Raw genomic sequence first — 20018 nt, forward strand, 5'->3', positions numbered from 1 at the left:
TCCCCTCAGCCATGACGTCCATCGCCGGTGATTACGTCACCATCGATGACTGGGTGGTGGTGTGATGGCTGTGCTTGTGCGTTCATCCACACCGGGACAAGCACCCAGGCTGTAGGGCGCGCTGGGATCGGCTGGCTGGCAGGCGCCAGCGGCCGGCCGAGGACAGGGCTGGCCGCAGGCAGGGTTGCTGCTGGTGCCCCAGCTCTGGGTCCGCGCCGATTGCGCAGCCGCGCGGCCACGACAACGGCGAGCACGATAATGAGGGCTGGCCAGGCGCTGGCTAACACCTGGACAAGGGCCAGCACGGTGGCCACCGTCCCCAGAAAGCCCATGCAGACGAAGGCGATCAAGATTCTCATGATGCGACCCTAGCTTTCGGACGTGACAGAAATCCGCGGTGGAAATCTGGTATCAGATTTCGATCATTCGGTGCGGTAGGGTGCGAGATATGACCGCTCCAGCTGAAGGAATCGACCGTCTTATCTATTTCGTTGACGCTCGGCTCGCGCAGCTGAAGCTGTCCAAGGCTGAGATTCGTCGGCGCGGCGGCCCCGTCAACGACACCCTGAGCAAAATCCGCGGCCGGCAAAGCCAGAAGACCCCCACCGTGGCGACCTTGCTGCGCTTGGACGCTGTGTTGGGATGGCATCCGGGCTCGTCGGCGGTCGCTTTGGTCGGTGGCTACCCGGTGAGCATTCTTGCCCGTCGCAAATCGGTGCAACAGAGTAAGAACCCGTTGCAGCCTCTGGATGAGAACGAGATTGGAGAGCGGCTCACCACGCAGCTGCGCGAGGAACTCGACCGGCTCGAGGAGGACCGCGCGGCCGTTGATCGGCGTATCGAGCTGCTCCAGCGCGTGATTGCCGAACTGTCCCCAGATGAGAAGTTGGTCGCCGAATACGAGGCCGCCACGCTGCTTCCCGACGCCAACACCGCGTGACGTGTTGCCCGAGGTCACGGTCGTGTCCTTTCGCCCGGCTCGTGCAACGGCCAGGTGTCGACCACCCCTGGCCCGGTCATGTCGTAGGCACCCAAAATAGCCGCTGCGTCCTCGGCTGTTATCGGCCTTTTGACCGGCGTCAGTGGCCACCACTGGTCAGATCCTTCGACAGCCAGCCAGCCCTCGGCGATGCCGTAAATGCCGGCGACCGTGGGGATCATGACGAGCTGTAAACACAGCCAGGGCAGTACCGCAACTTGGCCGAATGATCCGGCCGGGTCGTAGACGAGTTGCGAAATCAGCAGCGTCAGTGCGGCTAACGCCGCCCCGGTCCACAGCATGGCCGCGACCGGAAAACCACGCAGCGTCTGCGGGATCAGACGGACCAGCGCGCTCTTCAACACCCACCCTGACACCCACCCGATCGGGGCGATGATGGCGGCCGCCACAACCAGGGCGAGCTCTGCGTGCGCGGTCCGTGACTTGGTTGCCCGCATCCACAGCGGATCTAAGCGGGTGTCGTCGTGTGGATCGGGTACCGCCGAGGTGCGGATGCGCTGCCGTTTGCGCACGATCCGTCCCAGCTGTTCGGCGCGGCGGCGCTGGATCGTGGACCACCCTTGGTGGTAAGCGATCCATTCTCGCCGGACGTCATCGAAGCGGTCCGGAGGCAGGTCAACGGCCATATATCGAGCCTAAAGCGGCCAAAGACGCTCTCCTGCACTAATTTTTTGGGTCGACAGCCGCCCTTGCGGCGTCCCGGTGCGGCAACAGCTTGTGGTGTACCACTGGTGGCTTCCGTTGTCGGCACGGCGAAGTTAGGCTGACGACGTCTGCATCACCGCGACGGGCTATTTAGTTGATTGCCGGCCGACAGGTTGCGCTTGGGACGAGAATGCTGCCGCTCGGTGGAGGACAGCTGGTGTGACCTTCCATGAGGTCACTCAGCAAATGCGTTGGCCGCCGCATCAAGCGGTTGACGTGCACCGCTCACCCGGGGTTTGGCTTATCGTTGTCATGCCGGCTCGGGCGCGCACCATACAAGGTTGCCGACCCAGGGTGAGCGGGCAACAAACAACGGTCAGTCAGTCAGGCTGTGGTCTTCCGGCGTGACCGGCATGGCGATACGCTGGAGCGGACCTCATCACCGAGTACGGGCCTCACTCACTCTTGCCGGTCCGCGGGCTGCGCTACTGACGGGAATGCCATCGCTCGGCGGAGATCACTTGGCGCAACGATCACCAACACCAGGACTACGTGTCATCGTTTTGCCAACTCGCGCAGCCCATTCCGGAGCCGACGCCCGGTCGTTTGTTTGCAAAAATTTGGCGAGGGACTGCTGTCATGACTGTCATCGGGGTTGATGCACACAAAGCCACACACACGATGGTCGGGGTCGATGCCGGCGGGCGCAAACTCGCGGAGCTCACCGTCAAGGCAACAACGGAAGGACATCTCAAAGCGCTGGGCTGGGCTCGCCGCGAATTCGGCGCCGATCTGGTGTGGGGCATCGAGGACTGCCGCAACCTGTCGATGCGACTCGAGCGCGACCTGCTCGACGCCGGCCAACGGGTGGTGCGCGTTCCACCCCGGTTGATGGCACGGACCCGCGCGTCGGCGCGCAGCCGAGGAAAATCAGATCCGATCGACGCATTGTCGGTGGCGCGGGCGGTTTTACGCGAACCCGACTTGCCGGTGGCCAGCCACGACCCGGTCTCGCGCGAATTCAAATTGCTCGTCGACCGCCACGATGACCTCGTGTCCCACCGCACCGCTTTGACCAACCGATTGTTGTGGCGCGTACATGAGCTCGATCCGCTGCACGCACCCAAAGCCGGCTCACTCAGCCACGACAAACACCAAGAGGCGCTACGGATATGGCTCGAAGCCCAGCCCGGGTTAGTGGCCGAAATCGCCCGTGACGAGGTGGCCGAAATCATCGCCGTCACCGCAGTCATCAAGATACTGGAAAGGCGTATCGCTGCACGCGTGCAAGTGGCGGCACCCTCATTACTGACCCTGTACGGGTGCGCGGCACTGACCGCGGCCAAACTTGTCGGCGAAACAGCTGGCGTCGCGCGATTTCGCAACGAAGCCGCCTTCGCTCGCCATGCCGGTGTAGCCCCCGTCCCGCACTCGTCAGGTCCGAGAAACGTACGCATCAAAGCGAGCAAAGGCGGGAACCGGAAAATCAACGCCGCCCTCTATCGCATCGCAATGACCCAAATCCGCCACGGCGCACCCGGTGAGGCCTACTACCGAGCGCGTCGCGAGACGGGTGACACCCATGCTGAAGCCATCCGCCGCGTCGAACGTCGCATCGTTCGCCGCGTGTTCAGACATCTCCAACGCGACCAACTCAGCACCAACGGCACGGTCCACGACCCGGCGTCAAGCACTCATCAACTACCGGCCAACATCAAAAGTGTCCGTCTTTGAGAGCCCGCCGCATCTGGCTGGAATCTGACGCTGCGGGATATCGACCCGACCAAAAGCGACTATCCTGGAGTGGTCCTAACCGCCGTCCGTCTGGCTTGCATGCAGTATGCCGCTCTTAGGGGTTTGCGCCCTTGTACGTACTGCCGGCGTTCGGTGTGAGGGATGGGCTGATGCGTGGTAAAACACAATTTCATCGGTCTTTGGGACGGTGATCACGGCTCGCTGCGCTCACGGTTACCCCGACACTTAGGGTCTGGCTTGTCGTTGTCCAGCCACCACCGCGGTGCGCTTCATGGATTGGTGCCGACCCCAGGTGTGTCAACCGAGTGTGTCATAGACGCATGTCGTGACCATGCAGTTCTCCGGCCACGACGTACCGTTCATACGGGTCGTGCCCTTGAGCGCTCGACCAGCGCCGATGCCAGGTTCCGTACGTGAAGATATGCGCCGTTGGCGGCGGGCTCGAGCACATCAACTCAACTGTGCCGTGGGCGTTGACCGTAATGGCTGCCGGCGCGAAGAAGAAGAAGAACGTGCAGCCCGCAGCTCGTCGAGGTAGAGGATGAATTCGTCGAAGTCGATCAGTTCGACCATCTCTCCCGGTGTGCCCCTTGGGATTAGTCGCGCTTCTCCGATATTGCGGGGCAGTAACTCCGCTGGCTCCAACGCATTTCCGAAGTGGCGGCTCGTGTTCTTGTTGTCTGAGTTGTGATCGTAGCTTTGGTGACTCCGTGTTGCCTTACCTGACCAGAACGCGGCTGATTCCATCACATCGCGCTCGTGGGAGCCGTACATGATCATCGCTGCGGGCGTGACATCTCGGATCGCCTTGCCCTGCAACGGGCCATAAATAGCGTCCAGCTGCGAACCAGACTGCGCGGCAAAGCAAATCGAACAGCCCAGCCCGCGTGATTCAGCAAGGTATTGCGGCAACCGTGGGATCGGTGTGTTGGTGATCTCGTCGAGGAATAATCCGATGCGGTGAAATTCCTCCCACTGGGCCACTTTCATGCGTTGCCGGTTGATCAATTGATCCATCAACACAATCGCCTGCGCGGCGACCGTCCCATCGGCGGGCGTCAGCAGGAATAGCGTGGCATCGGGGGCATCGAAAAACGACAGGTCTAACGGCGGGAAGTCGCGGTCACGCTCGGTGGTCAGTAGCCATGCGGTGAGGACTTTGGTCACGGTCATTTTCACCGAATCACGCTGCTTGGGTTCCATTTCCAGCACCGCGCGCACACGCGCCTCGAACAGGGGGTCGCCCGTCCATGCTGCTGCCGAGGCCCACCCGGGACCAAATGAGGTTTGGTACGGGCCTTCGAACATTGGGGTTTCGACGTTTTCCGAGGCTTGCAGGGTCCATTCCATCCCCTGACCGGTCGCCGCGGGGCTGGCCGCGTAGAGCAGGCACACCAGCGGGGCCAGTGCGAGCTGGTCCCACGGTCCCGGATCGGATCCTTGGCGAAAAGCGCTGCCAGACATAGCTATCGCTGATGTGCTCAGCAGGCTTTGCGCAGTCGCTTTAGCGTCGTTGAGGCAAGTGATCAGTGCCGTAGGGTCAAAGCGGTACGAGACATACTCTTTGGGATAGAACGGTGCGGTGATCGGCCGCAAGTCGAGCAGTGCTGTCGGGCCGTAGCGGCGGGAAGCCACCATCTGCATCAAATCGTCTTTACTGGATGACACAAAGGCCGGGCCGGGCCACAGCACCGCCGACTGGGCCAGCCAGCGGCGTGTTTTACCGGTTCCAGGCGGCGCGAATCCACCCACATGCGGTGCGGTTTCCAAAGGGACGCGGCGCCCCTGGGAATCTCGCGTCCACCCAGCGAAAGGGGTGACCGGAGGGCGGAAACCCTCAGTGCTGTTCGCGATTGCCATGCATCAACGGTAAGGCCGATACCAGGAGGTCGACTGCACAAAATTCCTCGATAGCGGTGGTCTGGGCACCCTTCGCGTACCCAAACACGTCGCACACACCGAGTCGCTGTCAGTGGTGCTGCAGCTCGGGCACGCCATCACACACTCTGCGCAGTAGTCCTTACCATCCAGGTCGGCCAGCACGCGGCTGTCCGGATCCACTACGTTCAACCAACCGCGAGCATCAGCGTCGGCCACTGTGGTAAGAGCAGCGCACCGTTGGCAGGACAGCGTGTGGATCGGCTCACGTGGCGACGCAAGATTGGTCTGCGATGACCGTTGCAAGTCTTCGGAAATCGCGATGGCCGCACTGATTTGGTCGCCCGTGTAGAGCCAACCTACTGGTTCCACCCATGTCCGCGGTACCAGCTGCATGATGACCGGCCCGGGCAGGCCGCAGGCCCGGCTCACTTCTCTGATGGTGAACAAGCCCGATAGATCCAGCGGGCGGTGGCGCCGGGCTCGATCAAGTGGGATCAGGGTATTTTGTGCGGCCATGCTTCAAGGTTAAATCCTCGAGACACTACGGCTTTCGCTATTTTTGGCCCGTCGGTTCTCACACCAGGTGTCATATCGCGTACCTCCTGACTTGCGCCGATCCGATCAGTCTCACGTGATGCCATCTGCGACCCGTCTCAACTTCGTGCCATTCCTTGGAAGCGAATCCGTCAAGCGCGAACAACGGCACTCCGGGCCCGCCGACCCCAGCAGCGGCGACGGGGCAACACCTTGGTTAGTGGAGCGTCTGTATTCGGGTGGCCAGAAGCGCTGTCCATTCGGTGAGGTAGCGATCGTCGGGGACGCGGGCGTTAGATTGGTGGAAGAGGCTGGTCGTAAAGCGGGCCGCGAGGATCCCGTTGACCCCCAGCGCCGCGAGGACGTCGCGGTCGTTTGCGGCCAGTGTTGGCGCCCAGGTGGTGATCCAGTCGGCGAGCTCGGCGTTGAGTCCATCGATGAGCGCGGCGTAGGCAGTGTCGAGGCGGGCCGATTGGCCGGCCGGTGTGCGGGCGGCGATCTGCAGCAGTTGGATCTCCTCGTCAATAACGCTAAGTAGGTAGCGACCCAGGACGATCAGTTCGGCGTGCAGGTCCCCGAGTCCGGCGAAGAGTGCCCGGATGTCGCGCATGGCCTGACGGCGGTCGAGCTGGCGATCGATCCCGGCGTCGAGCAATGCGTCCTTGGACTTGAAGTGGCGATACAGCGCGCCCGAGCCCGCGGCCAGCCCGGCCGCAGCTTCGATCTGGGAGACGCTGGTGGCTTCAAATCCCTTGGCGCTAAACAGCCGCATCGCTTCGGTGACCAGCCGTTCCCGTGTCGACACCGGTGCAGTCATTGACCTCTCCAAAGTGATCACTTACATTTGGCAAGAGCTTACTACACGCGGTGGGCACACGGGAGGACCAGATGGCACAGCACGACCAACCCGTGCCGCACGGACGGATCCGGCGCACCCTGCCGCTGGCCGGCTTCGCGGCCCGCGCGGCAGGAGGCCGGTTGGTCGCCGGTATACGCGAGCACACCGGTGATGACGGCGCGGTCGAGCGGTTTCACGAACGCACCGCCGAGCGCTATACCGACCTGCTCGGCCATTCCAAAGGTGTGTTGATGAAAGCCGGCCAAATCCTGTCGATGGTCGACGCCCGTGCCGTGGGCACCGGCGGATTCTGGCCCTACCAGAAGGCACTGGCGCGGCTGCAGGCTGATGCGCCGCCGATGCACCCGACGCTTGTGCGCAAGGTGCTCGACGAGCAACTGGGCTCTGCTGTACGGCATTTCGCCGAGTTCTCCGAGGAGCCGATGGCGGCGGCCTCGGTCGGCCAAGTGCACCACGCGGTACTCTCCGACCAACGTCAGGTTGTCGTCAAGATCCAGTATCCCGGTGTCGCACAAGCGATCCGCGACGACCTGGCCAACACCGAACTGCTGGCGACGTTCATGCGGTTCATGACCGCGGCATCAGGGATCAAGCTCGATATCCGGACACTGGCGCACGAGGCCGCAGCGCGCATCGCCGAGGAAGTCGACTACCGCCACGAAGCGGCCACCATCACCGCGTTCAGCGAACTCTACCGCGGCCACCCCTTCATCCACATCCCCGAGGTCATCCCCGAAGCCTCCAGCGACCAGGTCCTGACGATGACCTACCTAGACGGCATGGACTACCCGGCCGCACAACGCGCCGACCAGGACTTGAAAAACACGTGGGCCGAGGTGATCACCCGATTCACCAACAGCTGCTATCGGCACGCCAATCTCGTGCATGCCGATCCCCATCCGGGCAACTACCGCTTCAATGCTGATGGCAGTGTCGGCTTTCTGGATTTCGGTTGCGCCACCCCATTTCCCGAAAAGCAGCGCTGGCTGTACGTGGCCTTTCAGTGGGCCGCCATCGAGGGTCGCCTCGAGGACTGCCGCGACTTGTTGACCCAACTGGGCTTCATCCCCGTCGACTCAGCACTGCGCGCCGAAGATCTGGCGCCCTGGCTCTCGACCCTTACCTACGAGACAGGCATGCCTCAGCCCGTGACCTACACACCCGACACCATTACTCGCACGATCGCCGGGTCCCTCAATATCCGCGACGCGGACCACCCGCTCGCCCAGATGACAGTGCCATCAGAATTCGCCTTCAGTGCTCGGATCACGCTCGCCACCAACAGCATCCTGGCTGGCCTGCGCGCCTGCCTACCCATCCGGTCCATCTGGGCCGACATGAACGACGCCGCCGAACCCATCACCGAACTGGGCAAGCTACACCACGCGTGGGTGCGCGAACGCGGCCTACCCGCGGCTTTGGATCATCATGACCACCCCTGACGTTCCGCGAGATTCCGCCCTTCATCTCGGGCCACCTGTCAACAATGAGCCGGCCCGTCGTGACGCCGCGGACACCACCAGCAAGGACACCATGCCCCACGACGACACACCCATCCCGCGCGGGCGGATCCGCCGCGCCATGCCGCTGGCCGGCTTTACCGCCCGCGCCGCCGGGGGCCGGCTCATCGCGGGCCTTCGGGAGAAAACCGGTGATGACGGCGCGGTCGAGCGGTTTCACGAACGCACCGCCGAGCGCTACACCGAACTGCTCGGCCACTCCAAGGGCGTGTTGATGAAAGCCGGCCAGATTCTGTCGATGGTCGACGCCCGCACAATGGGCACCGGCGGCTACTGGCCCTATCAGAAGGCCCTGGCCCGGCTACAGTCAGATGCGCCGCCAATGCACCCGACACTCGTTCACAAAGTGCTGCAGAAAGAACTAGGTTCGGCTGTACAACATTTCGCCGAATTCTCTGATGAGCCTATGGCCGCGGCGTCAGTGGGCCAAGTACACCGGGCCGTGCTGTCGGATCGCCGCGACGTTGTCGTGAAAATTCAGTATCCCGGTGTGGCCCAGGCGATCCGCGACGACTTGGCCAACACCGAACTGGTCGCGACGTTTCTGAGGTTCTTGGTCGCGGCGTCGGGAATGAAGGTTGACGTCAAAAGCCTGGCGCGTGAAGCATCCGCCCGGATTGCCGAGGAGGTCGACTATCGCCACGAGGCCGCTGCCATCGCCAACTTCAGCGCGCTCTACCGCGGCCACCCCTTCATCCGTATCCCCGAGGTCATTCCGGAAGCATCCAGTGACCGGGTGCTGACGATGACCTACCTCGACGGGATGGACTACTCAGCGGCACAACGGGCCGACCAGAATCTGAGAAACACCTGGGCCGAAATAACCGCGCGATTCTCCAATGGCAACTTCCGACACGCCAACCTGTCACACGCCGATCCCCACCCGGGCAACTATCGCTTCCATCCTGACGGCACGGTCGGCTTTCTCGATTTCGGCTGCACCACAATCATTCCCGAGAAACAGCGATGGTTGTGGGTGGCCTGTCTACGCGCAGCAATCGACGGACGCATCGGCGACAGCCGCGACCTGATGATTCAATTGGGTTTCATCGCTGCTGACTCAACACTGACTACCGATGAACTGCAGCAGTGGGTTTCATACACCAACTATCCGATGACCATGCCGCAACCAGTAACGTTCACTGCCGACGCCGTCGCGCGGGTCGTCAGCGGATTCTTCGATATCCGCGACCGCAACCATCCAGGCGCCAAGGTGAGTCTGCCCCCAGAGCACGCTTTCACCACTCGGATCATTCTTGCCTTCAACAGCGTCGCGGCCGGTCTGCGAGCAACGCTGCCGATTCGAGCAATCTATGACGACATGGACGGTGTCACCGAACCGATCACTGAACTGGGCAAGTTGCACCACAAGTGGGTGCGCGAACGGGGCCTCCCTGGGGCATTGGACCATCATGACCACCCCTGACGTCGAATCCGGAGTGCGGCTGCCGTGGGATCCCGCTGGCCCTTACCCGTTCTATGAGGAGTGTCGCCGCGTGGGCGATGTGGTGTGGAATGACACCGCCGCGGCGTGGCTGATCCTGGGCTATCACCCGGCTCGACAGATCCTGGCTGATCCTGGCTGGACCAGCAACCCACTAGCCAACCCCAACACGCCACCCGCGCTACTTGCAATGGATCCAGACACTTTGCGCCACAACATTTTATTCACCGACGGCGCCGACCACTCGCGATTGCGCGGCGCACTCCGAGACTTTTTCACCCGCAACTTCATAGCAGGGCTGCGCGAGGGTATCGCCACCATCGCCGCAGACACGATCGAATCCATACCTGCCGGAGTCGAGTTCGACTTCATGGCCGACATCGCCTTGCCCCTGCCGATCGCCGTCGCAGCAGCCTGGATGGGGTTAGACGTCGCTGCGGCCCGGTTGCTTCGCGAGGAGTCCCCCGCGATCACCCGATTACTCGCCGATTCAACTAATGCCGTCGCCATCGAAACCGGCACCGAAGCCCTAGCCACGCTGCTGACCGAATTCCTTCCGCTGGCCGCCGATCGCCGACGCCATCCCGGCGATGACCTGCTCAGCGTCATCGCCGCCGACATAGATCTCGAACTCGACGACGTCGTCACCACCGCCATCATCATCGCGATCGCCGGTCACGAAACAACCGCAAACCTATTGGGTGCGACAATGATTCGTCTCCTCACCCCCCGGCACGACGGCACCCGAACGATCGACACCATCACCACCATCGACGACCCATTGATCACCGAGCTACTGCGCCTGGACGGACCCGTGCAAACCGTGGCGCGCACCGCCACTCGGGACCACGTCTTTGGCGGCGTCACCATCCACGCCGGCGACCCCGCCCTTGTCGTGCTCGCCGCAGCCAACCGCGACCCCACCATCTTCAACAAACCCGATCAGCTCCGCCCTGACCTGTCCAGACCAGCACCGCTGACCTTCGGCCACGGCGCCCACTATTGCCTGGGAGCGCCATTGGCCCGCCTCGAAACCGCCATAACACTCGCGTACACCCTGGCGCGCCAACCCGCACTGTGCGGGACTCCCACCTGGCGGGACAACCCTGCCATCCGTGGACCCCAGACACTCCCCTGCACCTTTATCGCCGCGCCAACGACGTCTGAGTTTCGTCAAGGCGCCTGGCCCCATTCGCCTGCATGAATTTTGGCCCCGGTAGGGTCGGCGGTGGTGACTGCAGCCCGCCGTCACTTCGAGTGGGATCTCACCGGTTTGTTCGGTGAGTTCAACGGTAAGTCCGTGTGTCGCAGGGTGGCGTAACCGCTCGCGGACGCGTTGAGCGGGCAGGCGCAGGAACGTTCTGGCAAGTAAACGGGCGGTGAAGGCCATTGCTCGATGATCTCAGCCGGCATTCGGCTGGTCGAAGACATGTTTCGTCCGGGGCTACCCGTTACGACATCGCGCCACAGTATGGCGAGGCTCAATTTACAGTTATCGAAGCACTGCGCTGACGTAGCTCATGTCGCCGAAGGCGCCGAGTATCGGATCTTTGGGGAACTCAAAACCTTTGCTCTCATAGAGGTCTCGGAGAGGATGGGCGGTGACGTCCCAACTGTGGCTGGTCAGGTAGTCGATCACGATGCTGCGTTCGCCGCTGTAAAACAGGTCGGACACGTCGAGGTCGAGGCCGAGACGATGCCACCGGTCGTTCAGTTGCTGTGCCCGCTCTTCGGACAAGCCGGTGGGGTCTGGGAAATGCAGCCCGGCGCTCAGGTAACCGTTCCCGAACGTAGCCGCCTCGGCCTCGATTGTCGTCTTGTTTAAAAACGGGATCGGCGTCCGAATGGCCATCCAGTGCCCCGGCTGTCTGGGTGACACGGGTAGAACGCATACTCGACCCTCCCGTCGACACACGTAACGAACGCATTCAACGGGACCCTCTAACTGGGCACTCGCGGATAAGCGCCGCATATAAATCGGGCTTTCCGCCCGCGGTGGTGCACTATCGGTATCCATGGCGTCATTTCTGTGGGACCAGCACACCTGCCTGCCGCTACAGAGCGACACTAATGTCGACCCGTGTCAACGCTTTCTGAAAGTTAACCCCGAAACGAATCCCGAGAATTGACCCCTCGATGGTTAGTGGGCGGGTCGCGGTGAGCTTCGTAGACGATCCAGCTGTGTCCGAGGATGTGGTCGCGTCCAACTCGTTTGCATGCCGAGCTTGGTTAAAACCGGTTGCGAGGCATGGTGATTTGGGATGACGATGGCCAGTATGCGTTCGGTTCGGTTAGTCAGTGCCCACGCCAAGCAGGCTGACGCGGATTCGGCGGCATAGCCGTGGCCCCAATATGCGCGGGCGAAATGAAAGCCCAGCTCAAGGTCTTGGCGGCCGGGCAGGAACTGCAGTCCGCAGCCACCGATGAGCTGACCGTTGTGGGACAGGGTGACCGCCCACTTGCTGACGCCGTGACGGTCGTGATGATCGATCAGGTCTGCGACTCGTTGGCGAGTGCCGTCGTGGTCGCGCACGCCGCCGGGAATGAACCGTGTCGCTTCGGGATCTGAGTACACGGCGTGCATGGCTTCGAGGTCATTTCGCCGAAGGAGGCGGATCGTCAGACGCTCGGTGCGGATCGGCAATCCAACCGCGGGGACCGATGATGCAGGATCGGTATTCATGACCTCGCTCCTGTGGGACCAGCACCTGTGTCTGCCACTGCATACTGACAGCGACGTCGCCCCGTTGACCCGCTACCAGCGTCACGGCGGCGCCTTCGTGTCAGTCAACGCAGGGTATTCGCCGCACAGCCTCAACGACACGCTGGCGTTGCTGCAGCATTACCGTTGCGCGGTCGACGCGCATCCGGACCTCGAGCTGGCAGCCACCGTCGGCGACGTCGCAGCGATCACCGGTGCTGGCCGCATCGCCGTGGTCTTCGACCTCGAAGACTCCCGCCCTCTCGACGACGACCTTGCCAACCTCACCGTTCTGGCCGACCTTGGGGTGCGCACGTTGCTACCCACCTACAACCATGCCAACCGTGCCGGCAGTGGCTGTCTGGACGCCGCCGATGGCGGTCTGACCGACTGGGGCCGTTCACTCGTTGGCGAGATGAACATTGTCGGTATCGTTCCGGATGGATCCCATTGCAGTGCCCGCACGGGACTCGAGATGTGTGAGGTATCCACCGGCCCAGTCGTTTACAGCCACTCCTGTATGCGATCGGTCTGGGATCACCCGCGCAATATCACCGACGATCAGGCGCGCGCGTGCGCGGCCACCGGCGGGGTTATCGGAATCACCGGAGTCGGAATCTTTCTCGGACCCAATACCCCCACCCTCGACGCGATGACGCAACACCTGGAATACGCAGTGAACCTGGTCGGCATCGAGCACGTCGGCGTGAGCACCGACTTCTCCTTCGACTATGCCGACGTCGTTGACGAACTCACCCGCAACGCACACCTATTCGACGACAGCTACACCCGCTGGGGACCGATCCAGTGGATGCCACCAGAAACACTGCTGACGCTCGGTGAACATCTTTCTCAACGGGGTTGGCCCAACACTGATGTTGCCGCCGTGCTCGGCGGCAACTTCTATCGGGTGGCCCAAAACGCATGGCGCACCCGATAGCAGCCGGTCAGGTGGGTGTATTCGAAACTGCTACTTCCACTCCGTCCAACCATCGCGACCTGGCAGACTTGTCTAATGGAAATCCGTCGCGCGGAGGCTAGCGATGCGCCCACGATAGCGGCGCTGCTTGCTGAACTCGGCTATCCAACAAGCGCTGCCGAGGTTGAAGATCGCCTCGGAGACCACCGACCCCCGTGGGGCCGAAATCCGTGAAGAAGCGGCCAAACCGGGGCCAACATAAGGTGACCACACTCAGACGTCGAACCACGCGGCCCGGCATGCCACGTGAATCCGACTGACGGGCACAAGATTTAGCGACTCACCCGCACGGTGAACAACTAGATAGCGGATAGTCGGTCAGGAGTTGCCGGTCCAAGTTGCCTCTTGGCGAAAAACAACAAGGGACAGGTCGACCGTGCGCGCGGCCGTCGTGATACGCACGGTCGACTCCGAGGTCTGCTCGAAGTGGATATCGGGCACCATGGCATCTGTTGGGCTCAGACCCACAGTGATCACCGTTGAGGACAGGCCAGCCTGCGGTGCGATGGTAGCCCGGTCGTTAACGATCACCGTGGGTACGAACTCGGCGGGACGGCGTGCTTCGACCACTGCGATGTTGGTTTGTGACACCGAATACCAGCGCTGCGGCTCATAGGAGTAGATGGCAATGCGTTCGCCCGCCGCGGCGGCCCGGATAAGCAACTGGCGGACATAGAAATCCGAGGTGTCCATCACGATGCGGGTTGGCTGCGCCGGGTCTGTCAGCGTCCACATCACCAAATCGTCGCGTTGGATCGGTGGCCATACCGACTTGTCATCGCGAAGCGCCGCGCCGACAAGAATGCCGGTGGGCCCCACGGGGATCTGCAACTCATCAGCGGCACTCAACGTCCGGGCCGGTAAACGCAGCGCGGGTTGACTCGTGGGAGCAGCACACAGTGCAGCGTTGTACTGGTTGCCCGGCAACGTGTTGAGGAACAACGTTGGGGGCTGCTCTGGCGGACGCGGGTCATTGGTGCGCACCAGCGCCGACACTTTCACCGGGCCGCCGGGAACTTTGCGCAGCATCATCACATGCACGACGTTATCGCTGCGCAGCGACCACATCTTGTTGAACGAATCGGACGTAATGTCCTCGGGCGAAAAGTAATACGAGGTGACGTAACCGGGTTTGGCGTTGATGGTTTTCCATCCGACGTCGGCTTTGGGCCGTGTCCGCTGCGCCGGGGCCGGCGCCGTACGCGTAGCGGCGCCGGTGTGCCGATGCCGGCCCCCCGCGGCGATCAGCTCGCGCGCGTCGACACCGTCAGCGGACCCGTCGCTGTCCTCGGCGTCCTCGGCGTCGTCGACGACCACGGGGCGCCTTGGTGCACAAGCCAAACCCATACTCAAGTCCTCGAGCATGGCGTCTTGTTCTTCGGCAGTCAGGGCTCGGGCTCGACACCCTTGCTGCCCAAGGGCTTTGACGATTCTCTCGGTCGCGGCCGCAGCGGCGGAGCCGATCGAGCGGCGATACATCAGCCCGCGCACCGACTCGTTAATGTCCAGACGCACGATCAGATGGGTGGTGCGCTGCCCGGCTGCTCCCCGGTCAGCCAACAGTGTGCTATAGAGCTGCGGGTACCCGGTGCCGGGGCGAACCCGATACCCTGCGCTGGCGATGTCGATGCCCAGGTGCAGTCCGCCGGGTTGTTCCATCAGCCCGATGACCACGTCGAGCGGCAGTATGTTGTCGGTCAAGGCCAGCGTTGACCCTCGCAGGTATGTCGGTGAGTACGGCCGGCCGTCCACCTCGATCATGGTGACGGCCTCGTGATCGGCGGTGCGCACCCCGTAGAGGTTGCCGCCGTGGCTGATGTTCACCGCGGCGGCAACGGCGGTGGTGTGCCGGCGTTCACGCATCCAGCGCGACCGATCACGCACCCAAGCCGCAGCGTTGCGTCGATGCACCGAGACGAACAGCAGCAGCATCGCTACTACGGTGATCGCCGCTGCGGGCCACCACCCGAATCGGTAGGTCGGCAATCCTGCGAACGCGGCGATCCCAATCACTTCGGCGCCAAGGACAGCACCCAAGGCGGGATGGACGGTGACCGGGCGCGCTTTCACGACATCCTCCGTCTGATGGCTACGACACCGAACAGCGCAGCGGCCGCCAAGACTGCACCGCCCAAGCCCAGCAGAGCCACGTTGCGTGGCCGCAGATCGGGGGCCGGCGGTTTGGGCGGCACATGCAACGCTGTGCTGAGGTGCTCGACGGGTTTGGGGTCACCAGGGGTGATATCGAAGGTCAGCGCGGCCACCGGGTCCACCACCCCGTGACCGACCTGATTGTCCACGGTGTGGGCCGGGTTATGCGCGGTCTCCATGATGCGTCGAATCACCTGGTGCGCACTCAGGTTCGGGTATTTGGCCCGGACCAAGGCCGCGACGCCGGCCACATATGCCGTCGAGAAGCTGGTGCCCCAAATCCCGTTACCGGTCCCGGGATCTGTGCCTGGTGAGGCGTTGACTGCCGCACCATTGACACTCGACAGACCCATGATGCGTGAGCCAGGTGCGGCCACCCCCACCCACGGGCCGTTGATGGAATCGGGCATCGGCTGGCCTTCTGGGGTGACCGCGGCCACGGCGAGCACGTAATCGGAGAACCAGGCCGGGCTCACGATAGTTCGCACCCCTGCCCAGTCTCGTGGGTCATCGACGTTGAGCGGATTGAAGACCGGGTTTTGGCCGCAGTCGCGCTGGATGGGGTCGTTTCTGTTGCCGGCGGCGGCGACAATCACGGCGTCTTTGTCGACCGCGGCGTAGCGCACTGCCGCTCCGAGCGCGTCCTGATTCACCGGTGCCGCTGCGTTAGTGCACGATGCCAGCGACACATTGATCACCTTGGCGCCGCGATCGGCCGCGGTGCGGATCGCCTTGGCCAACGAGAGCACGTCACCGGCTTTGCGATGCAGGTCGTGCTCTTCAGGGGTCGGATGTGCTGGGGAGAACGCTGCGGAGGCTTGCCTGATCGAGATCAGTGTGGCGTCGGGCGCCACACCCACTACGCCGTCCGGTCCGGTCGGCGGCGGTCCCGCCACCAGCGGTTGCCCCGCGTTGGGGCCTCCGGTGCCGTCGGCGGGAGCATCGCCTTCCGGCGGCGGCGGGGGCGCCGGTGGGGGTGCGGTGACCGTGACGGTCGAGGGCGGCGGTGGTTTTGGCGTCGGGGGCGGCGGTGCTGGGTTGGCCGGCACCGGTGGCGGCGCAGCAGGGGCAGCTGCACCGGCCGGTTTGGGCGCCGGCCGATCCGCGGGGTTCGACGGCGCGGCGGCGATGATGCTGGCCACGAAGGAGCCGTGGTTGTCGCAGTCGGTGAGCCCACCGTTGGGCAAACCTTGCACGTAGTCGCCGCCAGCGAACAGTGAGGGGAACCGCGGATTGGGGGTGACGCCGGTGTCAATGATTGCCACCGTCACCCCCGCGCCCGTCGAATACTGCCAGGCCTGACTGACATTGAGCATCGCGTTGCCCGGGGCGGGCTGGGCGACGTTCGGGTCAGCGATCACCACAGGCAGGATGCAAGCCTCGCTCTGCCTCATTTCTTCGCTCGGGCCCGGTGTTTCAGCTGGAGGCAATGCCCCTGGGTCGATCACCGGAGGCGCTATGGCCATGGCGGTCGGCGCGGCGATCACCTGGGCGGCCAACAGCGCGGCCGCACCCATCGCTGAGGCGGCGGCTTTGGCGCGCATCAGTGATACCTCACGAATTGAATGAGGTGGATGGTCCATGCGGCGAACACCACCACCACGGTGGTGGCGACGTATTCGGCGTACTCGACGACTTCGCGGACCGGCTCAGAAAACATGTAGGTGGGCACGATCGCCCCAGCGAGCAACGCCGCCAACGCGATTCCCACTACCGCGGCAGCCGCCGCTAAGACCGCACCCGTTGCGCCTGGGCTGGCCGCGAAGCCGTAATGGGCGGGAAGGGCAAACAGCGACAGCGCCGCACCCACGACCAACGTGATGGCGTGGCGCCGATCGCGAAAAGCCCGTGCCCGCAGCACCGCGATCAGCGCGATGCACGCGGCGACCACGACAAAAGTCCACTGCGTGCCCACCCCGGGATGGATGGCATACCACGACGCCGCCACCTGCGTGAGCGCCGTTCCTAGCAGTAGGCCCATCAACACTCGGTTAGACCGCAAGGCGACCTCGCCGACCTGCTCACCGGTCAGGGTGATATCCCGCGGGCTGTCCGCGACAGGCGAAATGGTGTCCTCCGGATCGCTGGGAGAACGCTCATACATGTCTTTGCCGGTGATCGACTCGAAACTCTGCCGCGGCACGCGCGCCAAGCGGCGCCCGATTCCCGGTGCGGCCAGGGAGACGGTCAACACTCCCACCAGCACCACCACCGCGATGCGTTGGCCCGGCACGGCGAAAAACATGCGTGCGGCCGCAGCGCAGAGCCCGGCCGCCGACACCGTCACCACCGCGGTCACAGCCACCCAGTAGCGGCCGGTGAGCTTGCCCAGGGCCGAGGCGGTGATCAGCGCTACGCCTGCTGCCAACACGGCGTGGGGTGCTCCGGGGTGGGCGCCGGGCGGGGTGGTGGCGCCGGCAGCAACTAGCGCTAGCACCACCGCCCAGGTGGTCGAGGCGGTGATAAACCGGTCTGCGCCCATGCGAGCGCCCAGCAGCACGGCACCGGCCAGCACCAGCGCGGTGGCCGCGAAAACCGTTGGCACCAACCATCCGCCAGAACTCGCCCAGCGCAGCCGCCACAGCAGCCCCGCGGCCACACTCAACGCGATCAAGGTCAGCGCGACGGCCACCCTGGCGGCGTCAAGCGCGCTCACCGCCGGGAAGTGTTCTTTGGCCCACTTGGCGATCGCGGCACTGACGTTTTCAATGTTGGGTTCATAGCGCTGCGCCGACGCGGCGGGAACGAACGCCAGGAGCTCACCGTCATTGACTCCTTGCGCCGCCAGCGACAGCTTCCCCGACAGCATCGTCATCCCCGCTGCGCGGGCGAACACGAACGCGCCGCCCGGAAGCTCTTTGGCCCCAAGCGAGTTGAGTCTCCGGTTGATTGTGTCGCGGGTGGCCTCAACGAGCTTGGCCAGCGGCACCGCCGCTGGAAGCAACAAATCGAGCTGGATATCCCCCACCAGTAGTGACACCCTGCTCGAGGGGGGAATCAGCGTTGTCTCCGCCGCGGTAGCCGTCGGCTTATCGGCGGTGGCGGTCATTGATTCGCCTCAGGGCGTCGGTGGGCGCGGCGAGCCGTCGGGCCATCGGTGGTGGCGGCGAAGTGCTCAGCGCATGCCGCCGCCACTTTCAACAGCGCGCGGTGTGTGTGGCGATTGATGTCGCCCGCGAGATCGATAACCCCGCCCGGGCGCAGATGTTCGTCGTAGGGCATCTCGATCACCTTGTGCCCACCCTGACTGAACCGTTCCATCAGCAGCGCGCGATCACGCTTGGGCGAGTGGCCGTCGGAGTCGTTGAGTACGACGACCGTGCGATTGAGCAAGCTGGTGTAGCCGTCATTGGCCAGCCATTCCAAGGTCTGTCCGGCTGCTGAGGCGCCGTCGTACCACGGCGAAGACACCACGATCAGAGCATCGAGGTCGTCGAGGACCGCGCGGGTTACCGGGGAATCCAGAGTCGATCCGCAGTCGACGATGGACAGCGTGAAATGCCTGTCGAGCTGATAGGTCGCCGCCTGATAGACCGCACTGTCGAGGACCCTGCGCCGCGCCGTCGCGGACTCCCCGCCAAGGACATAAAGACCCGCCTCGTTGCTGCCCAACCGACCACGGATGTCGGCGAACGTATCCAAGTGCTGGTCGGCCGCTAACTCCCAGTACGAGCCGGAGGCCGAGGGATCGATTCGGCTGGCCAGTTTCCCGAAGGCTGTATCGGCGTCGACGGCGACAACCCTGTCGTCTTTACGCAGCCGGGCAAAGACAGACCCGACGCTGGCTGAAATGGTGCTCTTACCGACCCCACCCTTGCCGAGCACACCGATCTTGTATTTGCCGCGCAATAGCGAGCGAATCTGCTTTTCCAGCTCGTCCTGTTCACGCTCATCCGCGGATCGGCCGAGATTAATCAGCTTGAACGTGCCCCGGTACACCACTTTGCGCCAGCCACGCGTCGGCGGGGTGCGTTTGGAGGGCACCAACTCGCTGCTGCGGATGTTGTCCACGTAGTTGTACTTGGTGCCAGATCCCTGCGCCTGCGACCAGGAGTAGGCCTCGTCTTCGGTGTCGCGTGGGCCGGCGGGTGGCTCCCATTGCGGCTGGGGTGGGCCGTCGCCTGGACGGCCCGGCGCCGGCGGCAGCTCACCATATTGGACGGGGCGCGGCGGCGGCGGCAGCTCACCATATTGCAGCGGCGGACGATAGGGATGCATCGGCCCAGACTGCGGGGCGCCGGGGGCCTGTCCCTCGTTACCGCCCACCGGCGGCAGCGGGGGCGGGTAGGCAGCGCGGCGGCGCTGCAGTGCCTCCCACCCGCCGGTCTGCGACAGGTCGACGACCGATGTCACCTCATCGGCAGCATCGTCGCTGTCCGGGGCCTCACGGTTCGCCCATGGATTCTCCCTAGGCGCGGGTACGGGAAACATCGGACGCGGCGGCGGCCCGGCCGGGTCGGCGTGATGGACACCGGGCGGCGTCGACGTGGGCCCAACCGGATTGGTGGGTTCCTCGTTCGGACGATCCGGCCAGGCGAAGCGGGAATGC

17 protein-coding genes are annotated in these 20018 nt (G+C 63.8%); 6 read left to right on the forward strand and 11 right to left on the reverse strand.

Annotated features, from left to right (window positions below):
• Positions 1 to 5: 5 nt before the first annotated feature.
• Positions 6 to 359 (reverse strand): hypothetical protein, encoded by a 354-nt coding sequence (locus AC5Y5B_RS20735; protein ID WP_500006244.1) that lies wholly within the window; start codon positions 357 to 359, stop codon positions 6 to 8.
• Between the two features lie 89 nt (positions 360 to 448).
• Here AC5Y5B_RS20735 and AC5Y5B_RS20740 point away from each other — a divergent pair, with 89 nt between their 5' ends.
• A complete protein-coding gene (locus AC5Y5B_RS20740; protein ID WP_500006245.1) occupies positions 449 to 940 on the forward strand; it encodes a hypothetical protein in 492 nt (163 codons plus the stop codon).
• Between the two features lie 14 nt (positions 941 to 954).
• Here AC5Y5B_RS20740 and AC5Y5B_RS20745 read toward each other — a convergent pair whose 3' ends face one another.
• On the reverse strand, positions 955 to 1626 hold the full coding sequence (locus AC5Y5B_RS20745) for a hypothetical protein (RefSeq protein ID WP_500006246.1): 672 nt from the start codon (positions 1624 to 1626) through the stop codon (positions 955 to 957).
• A gap of 658 nt (positions 1627 to 2284) precedes the next feature.
• Here AC5Y5B_RS20745 and AC5Y5B_RS20750 point away from each other — a divergent pair.
• Entirely contained in the window at positions 2285 to 3379 is a 1095-nt protein-coding gene (locus tag AC5Y5B_RS20750) for an IS110 family RNA-guided transposase (protein ID WP_500006247.1), read from the forward strand.
• Positions 3380 to 3850: 471 nt separating this feature from the next.
• Here the strand turns inward: AC5Y5B_RS20750 and AC5Y5B_RS20755 are convergent, their stop codons facing one another.
• The 3 genes from AC5Y5B_RS20755 to AC5Y5B_RS20765 all read right to left on the reverse strand — a co-directional run bounded on the left by AC5Y5B_RS20755 (position 3851) and on the right by AC5Y5B_RS20765 (position 6889).
• On the reverse strand, positions 3851 to 5260 hold the full coding sequence (locus AC5Y5B_RS20755) for a type IV secretory system conjugative DNA transfer family protein (protein WP_500006248.1): 1410 nt from the start codon (positions 5258 to 5260) through the stop codon (positions 3851 to 3853).
• 772 nt (positions 5261 to 6032) lie between these two features.
• Positions 6033 to 6632, reverse strand: coding sequence for a TetR/AcrR family transcriptional regulator (locus AC5Y5B_RS20760; protein WP_500006249.1), 600 nt, complete (start codon positions 6630 to 6632; stop codon positions 6033 to 6035).
• A gap of 41 nt (positions 6633 to 6673) precedes the next feature.
• Positions 6674 to 6889: a YciI family protein gene (locus AC5Y5B_RS20765; RefSeq protein ID WP_500006250.1), complete on the reverse strand. Its 216-nt coding sequence runs from the start codon at positions 6887 to 6889 to the stop codon at positions 6674 to 6676.
• Between the two features lie 12 nt (positions 6890 to 6901).
• Here AC5Y5B_RS20765 and AC5Y5B_RS20770 point away from each other — a divergent pair, with 12 nt between their 5' ends.
• The 3 genes from AC5Y5B_RS20770 to AC5Y5B_RS20780 all read left to right on the forward strand — a co-directional run bounded on the left by AC5Y5B_RS20770 (position 6902) and on the right by AC5Y5B_RS20780 (position 10842).
• Positions 6902 to 8116, forward strand: coding sequence for an ABC1 kinase family protein (locus AC5Y5B_RS20770; RefSeq protein WP_500006251.1), 1215 nt, complete (start codon positions 6902 to 6904; stop codon positions 8114 to 8116).
• A gap of 91 nt (positions 8117 to 8207) precedes the next feature.
• A complete protein-coding gene (locus AC5Y5B_RS20775; RefSeq protein WP_500006297.1) occupies positions 8208 to 9620 on the forward strand; it encodes an ABC1 kinase family protein in 1413 nt (470 codons plus the stop codon).
• Positions 9607 to 10842 (forward strand): cytochrome P450, encoded by a 1236-nt coding sequence (locus AC5Y5B_RS20780; protein WP_500006252.1) that lies wholly within the window; start codon positions 9607 to 9609, stop codon positions 10840 to 10842. Before AC5Y5B_RS20775 ends, AC5Y5B_RS20780 begins: the two co-directional genes overlap by 14 nt.
• 288 nt (positions 10843 to 11130) lie before the next feature.
• Here AC5Y5B_RS20780 and AC5Y5B_RS20785 read toward each other — a convergent pair whose 3' ends face one another.
• Both AC5Y5B_RS20785 and AC5Y5B_RS20790 read right to left on the reverse strand, forming a co-directional pair.
• Positions 11131 to 11490, reverse strand: a complete 360-nt coding sequence (locus tag AC5Y5B_RS20785; protein WP_500006253.1) for a hypothetical protein — start codon at positions 11488 to 11490, stop codon at positions 11131 to 11133.
• Positions 11491 to 11778: 288 nt separating this feature from the next.
• Positions 11779 to 12321 (reverse strand): GNAT family N-acetyltransferase, encoded by a 543-nt coding sequence (locus AC5Y5B_RS20790; RefSeq protein ID WP_500006254.1) that lies wholly within the window; start codon positions 12319 to 12321, stop codon positions 11779 to 11781.
• On the opposite strand from AC5Y5B_RS20790, the gene AC5Y5B_RS20795 reads away from it, so the two are divergent.
• The gene (locus tag AC5Y5B_RS20795) at positions 12320 to 13279 is read left to right on the forward strand and encodes a dipeptidase (protein ID WP_500006255.1); all 960 of its coding nucleotides are present in this window, start codon (positions 12320 to 12322) and stop codon (positions 13277 to 13279) included. The genes AC5Y5B_RS20790 and AC5Y5B_RS20795 overlap by 2 nt on opposite strands.
• A gap of 357 nt (positions 13280 to 13636) precedes the next feature.
• Here AC5Y5B_RS20795 and eccE read toward each other — a convergent pair whose 3' ends face one another.
• Genes eccE through AC5Y5B_RS20815 form a run of 4 tightly spaced genes read right to left on the reverse strand, consistent with a single transcriptional unit; the run spans position 13637 to position 19822 of the window.
• Positions 13637 to 15388 carry a type VII secretion protein EccE gene (gene eccE, locus AC5Y5B_RS20800; protein WP_500006256.1) on the reverse strand — a complete coding sequence of 584 codons (1752 nt, stop codon included), beginning with the start codon at positions 15386 to 15388 and terminating at the stop codon, positions 13637 to 13639.
• Complete coding sequence (gene mycP / locus AC5Y5B_RS20805) at positions 15385 to 17013, reverse strand: type VII secretion-associated serine protease mycosin (RefSeq protein ID WP_500006257.1); 1629 nt, start codon at positions 17011 to 17013, stop codon at positions 15385 to 15387. Before mycP ends, eccE begins: the two co-directional genes overlap by 4 nt.
• The gene (gene eccD / locus AC5Y5B_RS20810; RefSeq protein WP_500006258.1) at positions 17013 to 18518 is read right to left on the reverse strand and encodes a type VII secretion integral membrane protein EccD; all 1506 of its coding nucleotides are present in this window, start codon (positions 18516 to 18518) and stop codon (positions 17013 to 17015) included. The genes mycP and eccD overlap by 1 nt, the downstream gene beginning before the upstream one ends.
• A complete protein-coding gene (locus AC5Y5B_RS20815; RefSeq protein ID WP_066988595.1) occupies positions 18515 to 19822 on the reverse strand; it encodes a nucleotide-binding protein in 1308 nt (435 codons plus the stop codon). Before AC5Y5B_RS20815 ends, eccD begins: the two co-directional genes overlap by 4 nt.
• Positions 19823 to 20018 lie beyond the last annotated feature (196 nt).

Source organism: Mycobacterium sp. NGS33, assembly GCF_059812885.1.